This is a genomic window from Streptomyces sp. SCL15-4 (assembly GCF_033366695.1).
Classification (GTDB): Bacteria; Actinomycetota; Actinomycetes; order Streptomycetales; family Streptomycetaceae; genus Streptomyces.
On sequence record NZ_JAOBTQ010000001.1, the window covers coordinates 2,485,620 to 2,501,165 of the forward strand.

Sequence of the window (15,546 nt, forward strand, 5' to 3'; positions counted from 1 at the left end):
CCTGTGTCTGTCCTCGCTCGTTCTCAGTCGCTCGTGTTGGGCGCGTCGCGCCGCTGCTGCGACGGGCGGCGCTGTTCCTTCCCGGCAGTCCCGCCGGTACGACCGGTCCCGCCGTCCGCGCCCTGGCGACCGCCCACGGCCCCGCGGCCGAGCCCCGAAGCGCCGGATTCGGCACCCTTGGCAGAACCACGGGACGCTCCGATGGCACCCTCGGGATTGCTCGCCGAGCGCAGCACCGCCTGGCCCGCGCCGGGTTCGGCTTTCGCCGTGGGGGCGCCGACGACGCCTCGCTGGCCGATGGCGCCCTTCTGCTGCGTGGAGGAGACCGGCTCCTCGGCGCCGACGACCATACCGCGCGGGACCCGGGGATTGGCCGTGGAACCGGACGTACGGCCCGTGACGGGCTTGCCGCCCACGACGCCGTTGCGCGCCGGACCCGCGGGCCCGGTCGCTCCGGAACGTCCGCCAGGGGTCCCTGTCGTCCTCGGCGTTCCTCCGGTGACGGGACGGCCCATCGGGGAGCGCCCGGCCTGAACGGGTCCCCGCGCGCCCGGCTGACCCGCCGGGGTCGCGCGTCCCATGGCCCGAGCGGCCTGCCCCATCGGGCCCTGCGGCGTCCGGCCGCCCGGGACGGAACGCCCGGCCTGACCCGCCGGCCCCTGGGGCACCCGGCCGGTGGAGACGGTACGCCCCGGCTGGCCCGCCGGCCCCTGCGGCACTCGGCCGGTTCCGGTGCCCGCAGGGCCGGTACGCCCCTGCGCGGTCACCGGGGGCCGGCCGCCCGGTCCGTAGCCGGGGGTACGGCCGGTCGGCGTGACGGGAGGCGCCATCGGCCCGGTGGGCAGTGGCGGCACCGGTCCGCCGCCGCTGGTCGTCGGCAGAGTGGGCGTCGGAGAAGCGGGCGACGGAGTGGCGGGTGCCTGCGGGGGCAGGGTGGCCGTGGTGTCGATCTCCGTGCCGACGTCGTGGCCGGAGGGCGCACCGGGCTCGTGGACCTCCTTGAGCGGCGGAACGTTCACGTGCCCGTGGGCCGTTGTCCCGTGCGACGTGGCCGTACCGGCGTGGCTCTCCGCGACATCGCCTCGGACCGCAGCGGTCGGTGTCGACGCGGACGACGTCGACGGCGCCCCCGAACCATACTGTCGCTTCCGTCCGTCTTGCGCGTGTCCGGGTACTCCGATGTTCGGAATGGGTTCGATCGGCTCCGGTTCCTTCGCATTGCTCAGGTCCGTCGCCGCGACCTTGTAGTACGAGGCCAGCCGGTTCATCTGGTTGATGGCCTCTTGCCGGTTCTTCTCGACCTTCAGCGCGGCCGCGTAGTCCGGGTTGCTGTCGACCTGCTTGGCCTTGGGCAGCTCGGTGGGCAGCTTCTGCTCGGCCGCCGGGCGGGTGTCCCTGGGCGGCATGGCGCTGCGGGCGGAGGCGAGCCCCGTGGCCGCTACGGAGATGTGCGTGCCGGCCGCGTCGGCGTAACCCGCGAGGCTGTTGGTGTAGTGGATGAGCTTCTGTGTGTACGCGTGGAAGGCCGCGGCGCCCTCGCCCTCCCAGTCGACCCTGAGGTGCTGCTCCAGGTCCGACGCGGCCTTGCGGATGGCCTTGCCGGCGTCGAACAGGGACTTGCCGGTCAGTTCGAGGTGTTCGGGATTGGCGTGCTCGACCAGGTCGATCATGTCGTTGAGCTTGTGGCTCTCGAAGTTCGTCGATCCGACCAGGTTGACCCGGACACCGCCGAAGAGCGGCATGTGCGCCAGTACGTTCTGCGCGGTCGTGATGGGCGCGACCTGCCGGCCGACCTCCTTGTCGACCTGCTGCGCAGCGGACTTGTACTCGGGTTTCTGCTTCCAGTCGTCGCTCACGTGAGGTCCGTCTTCCCCGTCGACTTGCCTTCCGCCCCCTGCTTGCCGGCGGCAGTGCCCTTCTTCGCTTCCTCCTGGTACTGCGCGTCGAGCTGCGTGCGAATCCGCCAGAACCGGCGATGGACCTCGTCCTCGGTCCCGTCGTAGGTGGCATCCGCCGCGTGCGAGGCGAGCTTCAGTGCCTCGATGTGCATTCCCAGAGTCTTCGAGAGGTGAGTGAGGCGCGAGTGGACCGTCTCGTACGCCGTGTGGAGGTCTCCCGCCTCATCGAACGGGGCGTTCGTGCCTCCGAACGACGACCGGCTGAGTGTCTGCTGCGCTATCTGGGACGGGCCTCCGTGCCCGCCCTCGTACTCCGTCAGCGCGCCGTCGAGCTTGTCCTTGAACTCCTGCAGCGCGTCAATGCCACGCCTCATGCCCGAGCCGCCACCGTCGCCCACCGCGACCCCTTCCCCGTTTCCCCGTTGGTAGTGCAGGACGGATCGGGCGGCAGCCGGCCGCGGCACCGATCCATCGCGGACCACTGTAGTCACTGCCTAAATGGCGGCCAACTGAACTCTGCGACAGTTCAGTTGCGATGGTGTCCCGAAGTGACCGGCTCATGACGCACCGGATAGCGACAAGACGGTCAATAACGACAGAAGAGTTTCGGTATCTACGCAGAAGCTTCACACGCGCGAGGTCGTCGAGTTGCCCCGGACCGGCGCTTGGCAACCCCGAAACCGGCCCCCCGAGCAGTGCTCTCCGCCGAATTTTCACGCCCGACAGGTCGCACATGGCGGACATGGCGCAAATTTTCCGTGGCGTTGGTTGCTAGGTTGACCCGGCACCGGAGTAACCACGGGGGAAGGGGCCCTTCCATGGGATGGGACGAATGGGAGCAGCTCAAGGCGCAGGCTGCCCAGGGGCAGTCGGCACATATGCAGCTCAACCATGTCGACGGGGGCGGTGGCACTTACGGCCCCTATGTCCTCCCCAGCAAGACCGGTGACCTCAAGGTCGGTCACAAGGACCTGGAGAAGATCGGCAGCGCCGCCCACCACCTTTACGACCAGCTGTGGGACAAGGCCCGCGTGGCGACCCCGAGCAGCGACTCCGCGGCCGGCGACCTCACCCAGCAGGGCTTCGCCCTCGGCGCCGGCCTCCAGCACGTCTCGAACCGGTGGGAAGAGCAGCTGAAGTCCCTGATGGACGCCTGCGCCCAGATCTCCAACCACATGCAGACCACCAAGACCGTGCACGCGAACGACGAGCACTACATCCAGCGCCAGATGAGCAGCATCGACGCCCTGGACGACGGCTTCGACGAGCGGGTGGGGGCGCCGGGCAAGAAGAACGACTACGGGGACGACGGCAAGGACAAGGGCAAGAAGAAGGAATAGCGACGCCGGGTTGTTGACGACGCAGACGATCACCCCGCCGACACGCTATCCCTGGGACGAGCACCAATGGACTTCAACGCCCTCTACCACGCCAACTTCAAGCTGCTCGACGACGCCGTCGGCGACTGGTCGACTCTGGTGAAGCACCTCGCGGACCTGAAGAAGGACGCCGAGGACGATCTGCACAAGGCCGCCAACGCGGCCGACTGGGCCGGTGTGAACGCCCAGGTCTCCAAGCAGTTCATCGGGAAGACGGCCGGCGAGTTCGGCGACGCCCACACGCAGGCCACCACCATCTACAAGATCCTGCTCGACACCCGGGACGAGCTGAAGTCGTTCCACCAGCAGCTGACGGACGCCGTCTCGCGCGGCCAGAAGAAGAACCTGACCGTCGTGGACGCGGGCGGCGGCAAGTTCACGGTGATGGGCAACACGCGGCCCGACTGGGGTTCGGATCCGAGCGGCAACAAGAGCGCGACCAACCAGAAGGACGTCGACGACCTCCGCGACGAGATCCAGGGCATCCTCGGCAAGGCCACCGAGAGCGACAACTCGGCCAAGGACGTCCTCATGGCGATCGTCGACCAGACCCGGATGGGCTTCTCGGACGCCAGCTACAAGGACCGGGACACCGCGGCAGCGGCCGTGAAGGAAGCCGACGAGTTGGCGAAGCTGGCCAAGAAGGACATCGACGACCTGTCGGTGGAGGACTTCGACCGGCTCAACGCCGGGCTGAAGAAGTACCACGACGATCCCCTGTTCTCGGAGCGCTTCGCGAAGGACCTCGGGCCGGAGAAGACCCTCTCCTTCTGGGCCGATGTCAGCGACCCCCAGGTCGCCTGGGACGTGAACCACGCACGGCGCGACCAGCTGGGAGAGCTGCAGAAGAACCTCGGTCTCACGCTCGCCACGGCCAGCCAGAGCGACACGGCCGACATGACCGAGTGGAAGCGGCGCATGGTCGACCTCGGCGACCAGGAGGTCGGCGGCAAGCGCGGCGGTCTGCTCGGGTTCCAGGTCATGAGCAACCTCATGCGCGTGGGCGACTACGACGACGACTTCATGAAGCAGTACGGGAAGAGCCTCATGGAGACGGAACGGAAGTTCACGGACGACGGGAAGCACGGGGCCTGGCAGCGAATGGGGTTCAGCCCCTATCTCAACCACATGAAGGGCGACTCCGGTTTCGACCCCTTGTCGGGCTACCTCAAGGGCCTCTCGAACAACCCCGACGCGGCGACCGACTTCTTCAACGACGACTTCATCCCGAAGGACGGCGACCACAAGCACGCGGTCTCCAACTTCAAGTACCTCTTCGAGGACCGCCACTGGCCGCACGAGAGCAACAGCGATCTGAGCCGCGGCGAGAGCACGGACGGCCGCAACAACCTCGCTTCGGCCCTGGAGGCAGCGGCCACAGGTCATCCCGCGGGTGAAATCCCCACCGCAGACACTCCCGCGCACACTCCGGGGCAGGCCAAACTGTTCCAGGACATCGTGTCCTCGATCTCGGACGACAACGGGCGCCTCACGGATCACGGTTACATGTCGGACAGCATTGGCCAGATCGCCTCGGAGTATCTTCCGGACATCGACCGTGCGACCACCGATGTCGATCAGCATCCCGGGAAGAACGACGCGGACGGCCAGGCGGCTTGGGACCGCATTCAGAAGCTCTACCCCGTCCAGGGCACGGAGGCGGAACTGGACCGGCGCGAAGTGACGCGCTTCCTCTTCGCGGTCGGCCAGGACCCGAACGGGTACGCGGCCGTCGAGGTGGGCCAGAAGAATTACATGGGCAAGCTGATGGAGTACCACCTGAATCCGGACCTGCCCGAAAGCGCACGTCCGCACCAGGATCTGGAACTCACGGTGCGGGATATCGCGCGGCACTCCGGCCAGGTTTCCGGAACCCTGGCCATGGGTCGGAACGAGGCGGTCGCGGGCCCCGCCGATGCCAAGGACAAGGACTTCGACCACTCGGTTTCGCAGTGGAAGAACTTCCTGTCCGGAACGGTCGGTACCGGCGTCGGTGTCGGCACTTCCTTCATCGCGTCTCCGGCGGTCGGTGCCGGAGTGGGTGGCGCCGCCGGAACCGCGACCAGCATGATGCTGGAGGAACTCTTCAAGGACGCCGAGGGCAGTGCCAAGGAAGAGGCCGGCAGCAAGATGGGCGAGAACTGGCAGCTCGGCAACGAAAACAACATGAAGTACACCAGGAAGGCTGCTTACGACGCCGCCAAGGCCTATCACATCGGTAACACCGATGACGTAGCCTCCTGGGCGGAGGACTCCTCCTCCACGGGGTTCATGGAAGGTGGCAACTACATGCAGCAGGTCGGGCCCGAGCTCGTCACGGACATCTGATGTCTGCGTCGAGCCGACCGGGGAAGGCCGGGTTCACGCGCGTTCGCCGCGTCGTGTCGGGCACCGTCGCCGTTGCGGTGTTCGGGTTGGTGTCCGCGTGCTCGGAGCCGGCGGCGGAGAAGGAATACGCCGTGCCCAGAGCACTGTGTGGTGTGTCGGTGGACCCGGACCTTCTTTCTCCCTTTCTTCCGGCGGGTAAGGAGGTCGCGGTTCGGGAATCGCGTCCGGTGCCCTCCAGGAAGATCTGCCGGGTGGACGTGGACGGTGCGTGGGCGGTGACAGCCGATCTCCAGTGGTGGGAGGAGGACGTCGACGTATCGACCGTCGTCACCGCCAACCCGGAGACCGACAAAGCCGCGCACTCGACCGACGGCGATTTCTTCTACACCGGCACAGGTGCGGTCAAGCTGGTCAAGGGCTGCAAGAATGCCGGCCACGCACGGCATTCGCTGTACACCTCGATCCGGGTCGACGACTCGGACCTCGGCGACACCGCTGCGATGAAGAAGTTGTCGGCCGCGTTCACCGAGGCCGTCGGTCGGTCCCCTGAATGCTCGTAAGGCACGACATCCCGGCCATGCGTGACCGATGGCCGCTCTCGCTCACCGGTGGTGCGGACGTGGGCCCTCGCAAGGGCGGACGGGGGCCCTCTTCCGGGTGGAGAAGGGCAGGGACCGGGGCCCGGTCGGTCAGCACTCGCCCTTTCGCAGGGAGGTCTTGAGGCGGTAGCCCTGGTAGGTCAGGGTTCCCTCGCCGCCGGTGATGCCCGGTGGGGTGTAGTCGTCCTTCTTGGAGCGGGTGCGCTCGAGGTGGGCGCAGAAGGCGGTGTCCGTGCCGTCGGCGGTGATGGTGAAGGACGCGTCGGTGAGCGTGTTGGTCCCGGAGGGGTCGACCGTCACTCCGTACTCCGGGGCGTCGCCGCCGCCGTTCTGGATGACCTTGTCCTCGATCAGCGACGCGTAGTCGGTGAAAGGCAGGGGCGTGCCCGCGTCGTCCGCCCGGAAGGTGTAGCCGTCCAGGTCGTCGGCCGTCCGGCGGGCCGCGCTGGCCAGCTCTCCGTCGCTCCAGGAGCCGTCGTCGGAGACGCCGAAGCCCTGGACGGCCAGGTAGACGCCGATGCCCGCCAGTCCGAGGAAGACGACGCGGGCCACGACGAAGGCGGAGTCGGGCAGTTCGGGGGCCGACGGGTTGACGTTCGCGCGCCAGGAGCGGACCCGGTCCGACTTCACGCAGGCCATGGCCACCAGCACGGCGGACAGCACCAGCGACAGGACGTTCAGCTTGTTCAGCGCGTCCATGGCCCGCCTTCCCGGAGGCCGCGGCGCCGGCGGCGGGCGTCGCGGACCGCCACCGCTCCGCCGCCGAGGCCCGCCACCAGCACCGCCACGGCCACGGCGACGTAGGTCGCGATGCGGGCCGTGCGTTCGCGCGGGGTCTCGCCGAGGGTGAGGCGGGCGGGGGTGGGGGCCTCCGCGTGGGTGAGGCCCGCGTCGGGGTGCGGGGACTCGATGGGGTGGTCGTCCTCGGTGAGGGCGCGGACCGGGTCCACCACGCCCCAGCCGACCAGATCGTCGTAGCCGGTGATGGAGCGTTCGGCGGTCTGCTCGATCTGGGCCACGATCTGCCGGGGCGTCCAGTTCGGGTGCTTTGCCCTGATCAGGGCGGCCACGCCCGCCACGTAGGGCGCGGAGAAGCTCGTACCGTTGTCGGGGCAGTGGCCGCCCTTGGGGACGGTGGAGATCATGTCGACGCCGGGGGCCGCCACGCCGACGAAGTCGCCGGACTGGGAGAAGGCCGCGCGTTCGTTGTTGCGGTCCGACGCCGCCACCGCGAGGACTCCCGGGTACGACGCCGGGTACGTCTTCTTGCGGTTGCCGCCCAGACCGTCGTTGCCGGCCGAGGCGACCACGACGATGTCGGCGGCCAGGGCCTCGTCGACCGCTCGCCGGAGGTCGTCGTCCGGCGGGACGGCGTTGGCCGTGTCCTGGGAAATGTTGATGACGTCGGCCTTGACCCGGATCGCGTGCCGGATCGCCCGGGCGAGCGTGACGGCCGTGCCGTTGCCGTCCGCGTCGTTCTGCTTGATCGGGATGATGGTGGCCTCGGGAGCGAGCCCGACGAAACCCGTGCCCTTCATGGGCCGGGCCGCGATGATGCCCGCGACCCGGGTGCCGTGGCCGACGGTGTCGGTCGTGCCCTTGCTGTTGCCGCGGTCGAGGGGCTGGCCCTTCTTGTCCTTGGGGGGCAGGAAGTTGGCGCCCCGGGACGCGTCGACGGCGTGCGCGAGCTGCGGGTTGGCCGTGTCGACGCCGGTGTCGATGACGGCGACCCTGACGTTCCTGCCCTTGGACTGGGTCCACAGCTCGTCGAGGTTGACGCGCTGAAGCGCCCAGGGCGTGCCGGCGTACTTGTGGTTGGTCTTGTCGAACGTGCACTGGTCGGAGGCGGAGTCCGCCGTGGCCGCGGGTGCCGTCAGCAGGGTCGCGGCGACGGCGGTGGCCGCCGCCAGGGTCGTACGGGCACGGAGTGTGGACGTCATCGCCGTCCCCCTCAGGAACCCTGCGGCTGGCGGGCCGCCGCGGTCGACAGGCGGGGGCCGGTCGGCAGGAACTTCGACCAGGGTGCGGGGATCGGGGCGGGACCGACGTCGGCGTAGCCGAGGCGGGTCTGCGCCAGCTTGGCCTCCTGCTGGAGCTGCTTGCGCTGCTTGGCGGAGACGCCGATGCCCTTGTCGTCGCCGGCGCTGTCGTCGTTGGACTGCAGGGCGTAGCGCAGACCGGTGTCGGTGACCAGGAAGACCGGGCCGGCCTTGGTCTCCCGGCCCTGGAACTGGCGGTAGAGCTGGCCGGAGCCGGCGGTGACGTAGGCGCTGGAGGAGCCGGTGGGCAGCACCGCCGGGAAGTCGGTGCCGGCCCAGGTGCTCAGGGTGGTGGCGCCGTTGTCGGGGTCGACGTGGTTGAGGACGTTGCAGACGGTGTTGCGGCTGCCGTCGGTCGTGGCCGGGTTGTTGACGGCGCTGGGCTTCTCGGTGGGCCAGGTGTGGTCGGCGGCGAAGGGCTCGCCCCGGGTGATGGCGCCCGCGCTGACCTCCTGGGCGTGACCGTTCTGGCCGAGCTTCACGAGGTCGGTGCTGGCCAGCAGGAGCTGGGCGACGAAGTCGGAGACCGGGGCGACCCGGCCGGAGAGGACGACGAAGTACTGTTCGTGGCCGTTGACGGGGGCGCGCAGCACCATGCCGACGCGGTTGGCCTGGGCATCGAGCTGGCCGGGGGCGTTCGCGGCGGCGCCGGGCACGCCGGTGACCGCCGGGAAGCTGATCGGGTCGCCCGGGTGCAGGGTGTCGATCCATGCCTTGGTCACCCGCTGCGGGGTGCGGTCGGCGCCCACGATGGTCTGGAGCAGCAGGCTGTCGTCGGCGGCCACGGGGTAGGCCCGGCCGTGCGCGTCGACCACGTACTCCTTGTGGTCCGGCGTGGCGACGTAGAGGAGTTCGCCGCCGCGCAGCTTCTGCCGGCTGCCGCGGAGCTTGTCCCGGTCCCGTTCGGCCAGGACGAACGCGGCCTTCTGCACGGAGCCGCCGCTGCCGCTCGGGCGCTCGCAGACCGCCCACTCCTTGGCCGCGCCGGCCTCCTTGCCGGAGGGCAGCCGGTCGGGGGCGTAGGGGATGCCGATGGTGACGCCGTGCGGGATCTTGCCGTTGTCGAGCACCGACTCGTCGACGGTGACCACGTCGACGTCGCTCTGGGTGTCCAGGACGAGCTTGGCCGACGCCATGTTGAGGACCGGGTGGAGCTGGACCTTGTTCTCGGTCTTCAGGACGACGTACCGGGTGGTGGACTTGCTGGCGATGATCACCTTCTGTCCGGGGGCGTTCCAGCCCTGCGGGGCCGTCGGCTTGAACATCCCCCAGGCGCCGAAGGCCGCCAGCACGACCACGCCGACGATCGCGCCGGGCAGGATCGCGCGCAGCGGCCGGGGGGCTCCCTCGTCGGAGGCATCCGGTGACGACTGCACGAACGAGGCGAGCATGCGGCGCTTCGCGAAGGTGTAGGCGTTGAGTTGGTCCCGCCGAGATGCCATCTGTGCCTGTTTCTCCCCGTGACTCACGCGGAGCGCGCCCGGGGACCACGCTCCCCCGCCCTCCGTTGTCGGACCCGGCCCCTACTATGCCTGGTACGGAGCGGGTCTCGTGGAGCGGGTAGGGTACCTGGGCCCTCAAGGGCCTTGTTCAGTGGCCTGGTTCCAGCGAGTTGTGAGCAAATCGGGGGGATGGAGTGATGGCTTCCGGAACGCGGACGCGAGCGCGCGGCCGGTCGGCGGCACGAGGCCGTGCGGCCGGGTCCGGGTCCGCGCCGCGCGGCGCGTCCGCCCGGCGCGGCGGCGACCGCCAGCAGGTCACGCCCGGCCTCAGGCAACGCCCCGGCCAGGCCGGCTCGTTCCGTTTGCAACGGCTCGTGCTGGTGGAGCTGGCGGCGGCCGTGCTGCTCGTCGGCTGGGCGGTCGGCATGGCGGCCCTGGTGCCGGCGGCGGTGGTCGCGCTGGTGCTGCTCCTGCTGGCCTTCGTACGGCGGCGGGGCCGGTCCCTGCCGGAGTGGCTCGCCACCGCGCGGGAGCTGCGGGCACGGCAGAAGCGGGCCGCGAACACCCCGATACCGCCGGGCACGGAGCCCGGACTGGTCCCGGCGGTGGAGTGCGAGCCGGCCCTGCGTACGTACTCGTACGGCCCGCGGGACCGGCGGCCGGCCGGCATCGTCGGGGACGGCACGTTCGTCACGGCCGTGCTCCAGGTGGAGGCCGACGCGACCGCGCTGCGTGCCGAGCGGAGCCGTCAGCCGCTGCCGCTGGGCCTGGTGCGGGACGCGCTGGAGGTGGACGGAATCCGTCTGGAGTCCGCGCAGATCGTGCTGCACACGCAGCCGGCGCCCGCGCTGCATCTGCCCCAGCAGTCGGTGGCCGTCGCCAACTACATCCCGTTGCAGGAGCAGACCGGCGCCCCGGCCGTGCGCATCACCTGGATCGCGCTGAAGCTGGACCCCGAGCTGTGCGCGGAGGCCGTGGCCGCGCGCGGCGGCGGACTGGAGGGCGCGCAGAAGTGTGTGGTCCGGGCCGCGGACCATCTGGCGAGCCGGCTGACCGGCGCGGGCCTGCGAGCGCGGGTGCTGGACGAGGAGGAGCTGGTCGCCGCCCTCGCCACCTCCGCCTGCGCCAATCCGCTGGTCACCGCGGAGGCGGGGCGCAGCGAGACCCGGGAGCGGCGTACGGAGGAGTCGGGGCGCAGCTGGCGCTGTGACAACCGGCGGCACACCACCTACTGGGTGCGGCGCTGGCCCCCGCTCGGCGGCGGCCGGGCCGAGTCCCTGCCCCAGTTCGTCGCCCGGGTCACGGCGATACCGGCCCTGGCGACCACCTTCAGTCTGACGCTCGCGCCCGGGGAGCGGCAGGAAGTGTCGCTGTGCGGGCACCTGCGGGTGACCGGCCGCAGTGACGACGAACTCGTCGCGGCGCGACGGGCGTTGGAGTCCGCGGCCCGGCAGTCCGGGGCGGGCCTGGCCCGGCTGGACCGCGAGCAGCTGCCCGGCATGCTGGCCACTTTGCCCCTCGGAGGTGCGCGGTGACGACGATGGCGACGACTCCTCCCGGTGCGGGCCCGGTTTCCTCGGCGGCGCCGGGAACGCGGGAGCCGTCCGGGCCGCGGCGCGCGGTGGACCGGCTGCGGCACGGGCTGGGCCTGATCGGGCCCCGGCACGGCCGGCACGCCCTGCCCGTGCAGCAACTGGACGCGCTGGCCCTGCCCATCGGGGACGACGGGGTGGTGGCCGGTGTCGACGCCGAGGGACAGCCGGCCGTGCTCGGCATCAACCGGCCCACGCCCTACGACGTCGTCCTGATCGGCGGCCTGTGGACCGCGCAGGTCCTGGCGCTGCGCGCGGCCGCCACGGGTGCCCGGGTCGCCGTGGAGACCGGCCGGCCGCAGGCCTGGATGCAGATGGTGCACGCGATGGGCGGCGGCCAGAACGGGCTGTCCGTGTACGACGTCGGGCGCGTCCCGCCGCAGGGTGCCTCCGCCGGTACGCCGGTGCTGGTGGTGCGGGACTGCGGTATGCGGCCCCCGCGCGGCCGGGTGGTGTCCGGTCCCTGGCAGTCGGTGCTGACGCTGCTGCCGTACCTCAGCCCGGTCGCGCCCCGGCTGCTGCGGCAGGCGCGGCTCGCCGGGATCCAGCGGGTCTCGCCGGACGAGGCGGCCGAACTGGGGCGCACGATGGGGCTGTCGCGGACCGAGGTGGAGTCGCTGCCGGCGCTGCCCGACGGGGTCACCCTGTGGTGCTCCGACCGTGACCGGCAGTACGTGCTGACCCAGCCCACGGACGCCGAGATCGGATTGTTGGGCACCCCACGCCGGATGGACTGAACTGCCCTTGCCTGTCCCTTTTGTTCGGTCGTCCTGGTGGCCTGGTGGGACGGGTGGGGCGTCTTTGGGCGGGCGCCGGCTTGGTGGGCGGGCGCGGAGAGGCGGCCGGGCCTGCCGAGGTGCGGCTTCCGGTGATTAGGCTGGGAGCGGGCGCGATGGCAGGACCCGTGGGCCGGGCGTCGGTGTCCCGGGGGCGGGTCCGGCGAGCCGGACCGCCCCGCACGACTACGGACGACTCGGTACGACACGACATGGTCGCCCCGGCACGGCATGAGGGTGCTCGACCACACCAGGAGGAATTGTGAGCAGCGATCGGGACGGGATGCGCGGGGGCTGGGACACACCCGGCGATGACCAGCCCGACGCGGAGGCCGTCGAGACCACCGGCGAGTTCACCATCGACTACGCTCCCCCCGCCTGGTACACGCAGAACGCCTCCGGTGCGCAGGAGGGCTCCTCGGGCGCGGGCGGTTTCGCCGGCTCCGACGGCCCGAACGCTCCGGGCGGCTCCGCGGTGCCGTCGTTCCCGGCGAACCCGCCGGCCCCCGGTGCCGTGCCGCCACCGGCCGCCCACCCGACGGGCACCCCTGAGCAAGGCACGCCGTTCGCGCCGCCGCCGGGGACTCCGTTCGTCCCGCAGCAGGGGCCCGCGTATCCGCCGTCCGCTCCGGTGCACGGGGCCACGCCTCCGCAGGGGACGCCGTACGCCCCGCCCGCCCCGCAAGGCGCGCCGTACACTCCGCCCGCTCCGCAGGGTGCGCCGTACGCTCCGGCCGCGCAGCCCGCGCCGCCGGCCGGCGGCCCCGTGCCGATGCCGCGGCTGCCCGAGGGCTTCGAGCCGCAGCAGCCGCGGCCGGCCGGGCAGGAGACGGACAACGGGGACCTGGAGAGCGGGGCGACCATGCGGTTCTCCGCGGGCGCCCTGAAGCGCGAGCTGGCCGAGTTCGCCGAGCGTGCGGCGGCCGAGGTCAAGTCCGCCGAGGTTGCCGGTGATTCGGCCGGAGGCGCCGGTACCAAGGACTCCGGGGACTCCGGGGACTCCGGGGACTCTCTGGGCGACGAGGACGGCGAGGGCACCGCGGGTGAGGGCACGGTGGCGGAGGCCGCCGGCCCGGACGCCGCCGCGGCTGGTGACTCCGCGTCCGAGGAGGACGAGGACGGTCGCAAGGACGCGGAACCGGCCGTCGCCGAGGGTTCCGTGACGGAGGACGGCGCGGCCGGGAAGCCTGCCGAGGAGTCCGCCGAGGAAACGGGTGCCGGAGAGGAGGACGGCACGGCGCGGGAGAACACGGCCGAGGACGGCGCGGCCCAGGACGACGCGGCTCGGCAGAGCGAGTCCGAGGACGGCGCGCCGAAGGACGACGCTCCGGGTGACGGCACCCCGGCCGGCGATCCCACGGACGACACCGCCCGGCAGCCCACCGCGCAGCCTCCCACGGACGCCCCGCAGCCCGGCGGCTACGGCTTCCCCCAGCCTCCGGCCACCCCGCAGCCCGGAGCCCCCCAGCCCGGTGCCTACGGCTTCCCGAACCCCCCGCACCCCCAGCAACCCGCCGTCCCCCAGCCCGGCGGCCACGGCTTCCCCCAGCCTCCCGCGCCCCCGCAGCCCGGCCCCGGTGCCCCGTACGGCGCCGTGCCGCCCGCTGCCCCGGTTCCGCAGGGCGCCCAGCCCGGCTGGACACCGCCGCCCCCGCCGCAGGACGGGCTGCCTCCGCTGCCGCCCGCGTACCAGCCCGCCGCCCCCGCGCCCGCCGCCCAGTGGCCGCAGCAGCCCGGACCGATGCCGGGCCCGCAGTCCCAGCCGGCGGAAGGCCGGGCACCGGCCGGTGCGCCCGGCGCGCAGCCGCCGTTCCAGCCGCAGCCCCCGCAGCCCGCGCCCGCCGCGTGGCACCAGCCGAACCAGCCCACCGCACCCGCGGCCGGCCCCCAGCCGGCCCCCAACACCCCCACCCCACCCAGCGGATACGGCTTCCCCCAGCCCGGCGGCTACGGCTTCCCGCAACCCCCGGCACCCCACCCGAACCAGCCCACCGCACCCGCGGCCGGCCCCCAGCCGGCCCCCAACACCCCTACCCCGCCGGGCGGTTACGGCTTCCCCCAGCCGCCGCAGACCCCCGGGGCCGGTCCCGCCGCGCCCGGTGTCCCGCAGGCGCCGGTCGATCCGCGCACCGGTGCCGCGTGGCCGCAGCCCGTGCAGCACGACCAGCGGCAGCCGACCAACCCCGGCGCCGCGCCGCTCGGTTACACCGCCGCCGTGGAGCTGTCCTCGGACCGGCTGCTCAACAACAAGAAGCAGAAGGCGAAGAGCGGCCGGCCCGCCGCGGCGGGCGGCCGGTTCAAGCTGGGCGGGAAGAAGGAGGAGGCCGAGCGGCAGCGGAAGCTGGAGCTGATCCGCACGCCGGTGCTGTCCTGCTACCGGATCGCGGTCATCAGCCTCAAGGGCGGTGTCGGCAAGACGACCACGACGACCGCGCTCGGCTCCACCCTGGCCACCGAGCGGCAGGACAAGATCCTGGCCATCGACGCCAACCCGGACGCGGGAACGCTCGGGCGCCGGGTGCGCCGGGAGACCGGGGCCACCATCCGCGACCTCGTCCAGGCCATCCCGTACCTGAACTCGTACATGGACATCCGGCGGTTCACCTCCCAGGCCCCGTCGGGTCTGGAGATCATCGCCAACGACGTGGACCCGGCCGTCTCGACCACGTTCAACGACGAGGACTACCGGCGGGCGATCGACGTCCTCGGCCGGCAGTACCCGGTGATCCTGACCGACTCGGGCACCGGTCTGCTCTACAGCGCCATGCGCGGGGTGCTGGACCTGGCCGACCAGCTGATCATCATCTCCACGCCGTCCGTGGACGGTGCCAGCAGCGCCAGTACGACGCTGGACTGGCTCTCCGCGCACGGATACTCCGACCTGGTCTCCCGGTCCCTCACCGTGATCTCCGGCGTCCGCGAGACCGGCAAGATGATCAAGGTCGAGGACATCGTGGCGCACTTCGAGACCCGCACCCGCGGAGTCGTCGTCGTGCCGTTCGACGAGCACCTGGCCGCCGGTGCCGAGGTCGACCTCGACATGATGCGGCCGAAGACGCGCGAGGCCTACTTCAACCTCGCCGCGCTGATCGCCGAGGACTTCACCCGGCACCAGCAGGCGCACGGACTGTGGACGAGCGACGGCAACCCGCCGCCGGTGGCCGCCCCGCCGTTGCCGGGCCAGGCCGCGGCGCCCGGCCAGCAGGTGTACGGCGCCGGCCAGCCGTATCCGCAGGCACCGGGCCAGCCGTATCCGCAGGCACCCGGCCAGCCGTACGCCCCGGCGCAGCAGCCGTACCCGCCGCAGCAGGGCCAGCCGCAGCCGTACCCGGCCCAGCCCGGCGGCTACCCGCAGCCCGGGCAGCCGCAGGCCCAGCCGCAGCCGTACCCGGGTCAGCAGCCTCCGCAGGCCCCGCCCCCGCAGCAGTAGGACGCACGGAAAAGGGCGGCCGGTGCTCGGTGCACCGGCCGCCCTTTCGCGTCGTAGAGCCGA

Annotated in this window: 11 protein-coding genes; 6 read left to right on the plus strand and 5 right to left on the minus strand. The window is 71.8% G+C overall.

Annotation, left to right across the window (positions count from 1 at the left end):
* Nucleotides 1-23: 23 nt before the first annotated feature.
* Nucleotides 24-1,856, minus strand: a complete 1,833-nt coding sequence (locus SCK26_RS10265) for a hypothetical protein (protein ID WP_318200971.1) — start codon at nucleotides 1,854-1,856, stop codon at nucleotides 24-26.
* A complete protein-coding gene (locus SCK26_RS10270; protein ID WP_318200972.1) occupies nucleotides 1,853-2,296 on the minus strand; it encodes a hypothetical protein in 444 nt (147 codons plus the stop codon). Before SCK26_RS10270 ends, SCK26_RS10265 begins: the two co-directional genes overlap by 4 nt.
* 420 nt (nucleotides 2,297-2,716) lie before the next feature.
* Here SCK26_RS10270 and SCK26_RS10275 point away from each other — a divergent pair, with 420 nt between their 5' ends.
* From SCK26_RS10275 to SCK26_RS10285, 3 genes are all read left to right on the plus strand, one after another.
* Nucleotides 2,717-3,238 (plus strand): hypothetical protein, encoded by a 522-nt coding sequence (locus SCK26_RS10275; RefSeq protein WP_318200973.1) that lies wholly within the window; start codon nucleotides 2,717-2,719, stop codon nucleotides 3,236-3,238.
* A 66-nt stretch (nucleotides 3,239-3,304) separates the two neighbouring features.
* Nucleotides 3,305-5,605 (plus strand): hypothetical protein, encoded by a 2,301-nt coding sequence (locus SCK26_RS10280; protein ID WP_318200974.1) that lies wholly within the window; start codon nucleotides 3,305-3,307, stop codon nucleotides 5,603-5,605.
* On the plus strand, nucleotides 5,605-6,165 hold the full coding sequence (locus SCK26_RS10285) for a hypothetical protein (RefSeq protein WP_318200975.1): 561 nt from the start codon (nucleotides 5,605-5,607) through the stop codon (nucleotides 6,163-6,165). The genes SCK26_RS10280 and SCK26_RS10285 overlap by 1 nt, the downstream gene beginning before the upstream one ends.
* Before the next feature lie 129 nt (nucleotides 6,166-6,294).
* On the opposite strand, the gene SCK26_RS10290 is transcribed toward SCK26_RS10285, so the two are convergent.
* From SCK26_RS10290 to eccB, 3 genes are read right to left on the minus strand one after another with little or no spacing between them, the layout of a single operon-like run.
* A complete protein-coding gene (locus tag SCK26_RS10290; RefSeq protein WP_318200976.1) occupies nucleotides 6,295-6,903 on the minus strand; it encodes a hypothetical protein in 609 nt (202 codons plus the stop codon).
* A complete protein-coding gene (gene mycP, locus SCK26_RS10295; RefSeq protein ID WP_318200977.1) occupies nucleotides 6,891-8,144 on the minus strand; it encodes a type VII secretion-associated serine protease mycosin in 1,254 nt (417 codons plus the stop codon). Before mycP ends, SCK26_RS10290 begins: the two co-directional genes overlap by 13 nt.
* Nucleotides 8,145-8,155: 11 nt before the next feature.
* Nucleotides 8,156-9,685: a type VII secretion protein EccB gene (gene eccB, locus SCK26_RS10300; protein WP_318200978.1), complete on the minus strand. Its 1,530-nt coding sequence runs from the start codon at nucleotides 9,683-9,685 to the stop codon at nucleotides 8,156-8,158.
* A 197-nt stretch (nucleotides 9,686-9,882) separates the two neighbouring features.
* On the opposite strand from eccB, the gene eccE reads away from it, so the two are divergent.
* The 3 genes from eccE to SCK26_RS10315 all read left to right on the plus strand — a co-directional run bounded on the left by eccE (nucleotide 9,883) and on the right by SCK26_RS10315 (nucleotide 15,483).
* On the plus strand, nucleotides 9,883-11,220 hold the full coding sequence (gene eccE, locus SCK26_RS10305; protein WP_318200979.1) for a type VII secretion protein EccE: 1,338 nt from the start codon (nucleotides 9,883-9,885) through the stop codon (nucleotides 11,218-11,220).
* Nucleotides 11,217-12,014 carry a hypothetical protein gene (locus SCK26_RS10310; RefSeq protein WP_412080730.1) on the plus strand — a complete coding sequence of 266 codons (798 nt, stop codon included), beginning with the start codon at nucleotides 11,217-11,219 and terminating at the stop codon, nucleotides 12,012-12,014. Before eccE ends, SCK26_RS10310 begins: the two co-directional genes overlap by 4 nt.
* 322 nt (nucleotides 12,015-12,336) lie before the next feature.
* On the plus strand, nucleotides 12,337-15,483 hold the full coding sequence (locus tag SCK26_RS10315) for an SCO5717 family growth-regulating ATPase (protein ID WP_412080844.1): 3,147 nt from the start codon (nucleotides 12,337-12,339) through the stop codon (nucleotides 15,481-15,483).
* Nucleotides 15,484-15,546 lie beyond the last annotated feature (63 nt).

Coding starts and splice junctions, on each gene's coding strand:
- SCK26_RS10280 (WP_318200974.1), top strand. CDS start 3,305: ATGGACTTCAACGCCCTCTACCACGCCAACTTCAAGCTGCTCGACGAC.
- mycP (WP_318200977.1), bottom strand. CDS start 8,144: ATGACGTCCACACTCCGTGCCCGTACGACCCTGGCGGCGGCCACCGCC.
- eccE (WP_318200979.1), top strand. CDS start 9,883: ATGGCTTCCGGAACGCGGACGCGAGCGCGCGGCCGGTCGGCGGCACGA.
- SCK26_RS10315 (WP_412080844.1), top strand. CDS start 12,337: ATGCGCGGGGGCTGGGACACACCCGGCGATGACCAGCCCGACGCGGAG.
- SCK26_RS10285 (WP_318200975.1), top strand. CDS start 5,605: ATGTCTGCGTCGAGCCGACCGGGGAAGGCCGGGTTCACGCGCGTTCGC.
- eccB (WP_318200978.1), bottom strand. CDS start 9,685: ATGGCATCTCGGCGGGACCAACTCAACGCCTACACCTTCGCGAAGCGC.
- SCK26_RS10275 (WP_318200973.1), top strand. CDS start 2,717: ATGGGATGGGACGAATGGGAGCAGCTCAAGGCGCAGGCTGCCCAGGGG.
- SCK26_RS10290 (WP_318200976.1), bottom strand. CDS start 6,903: ATGGACGCGCTGAACAAGCTGAACGTCCTGTCGCTGGTGCTGTCCGCC.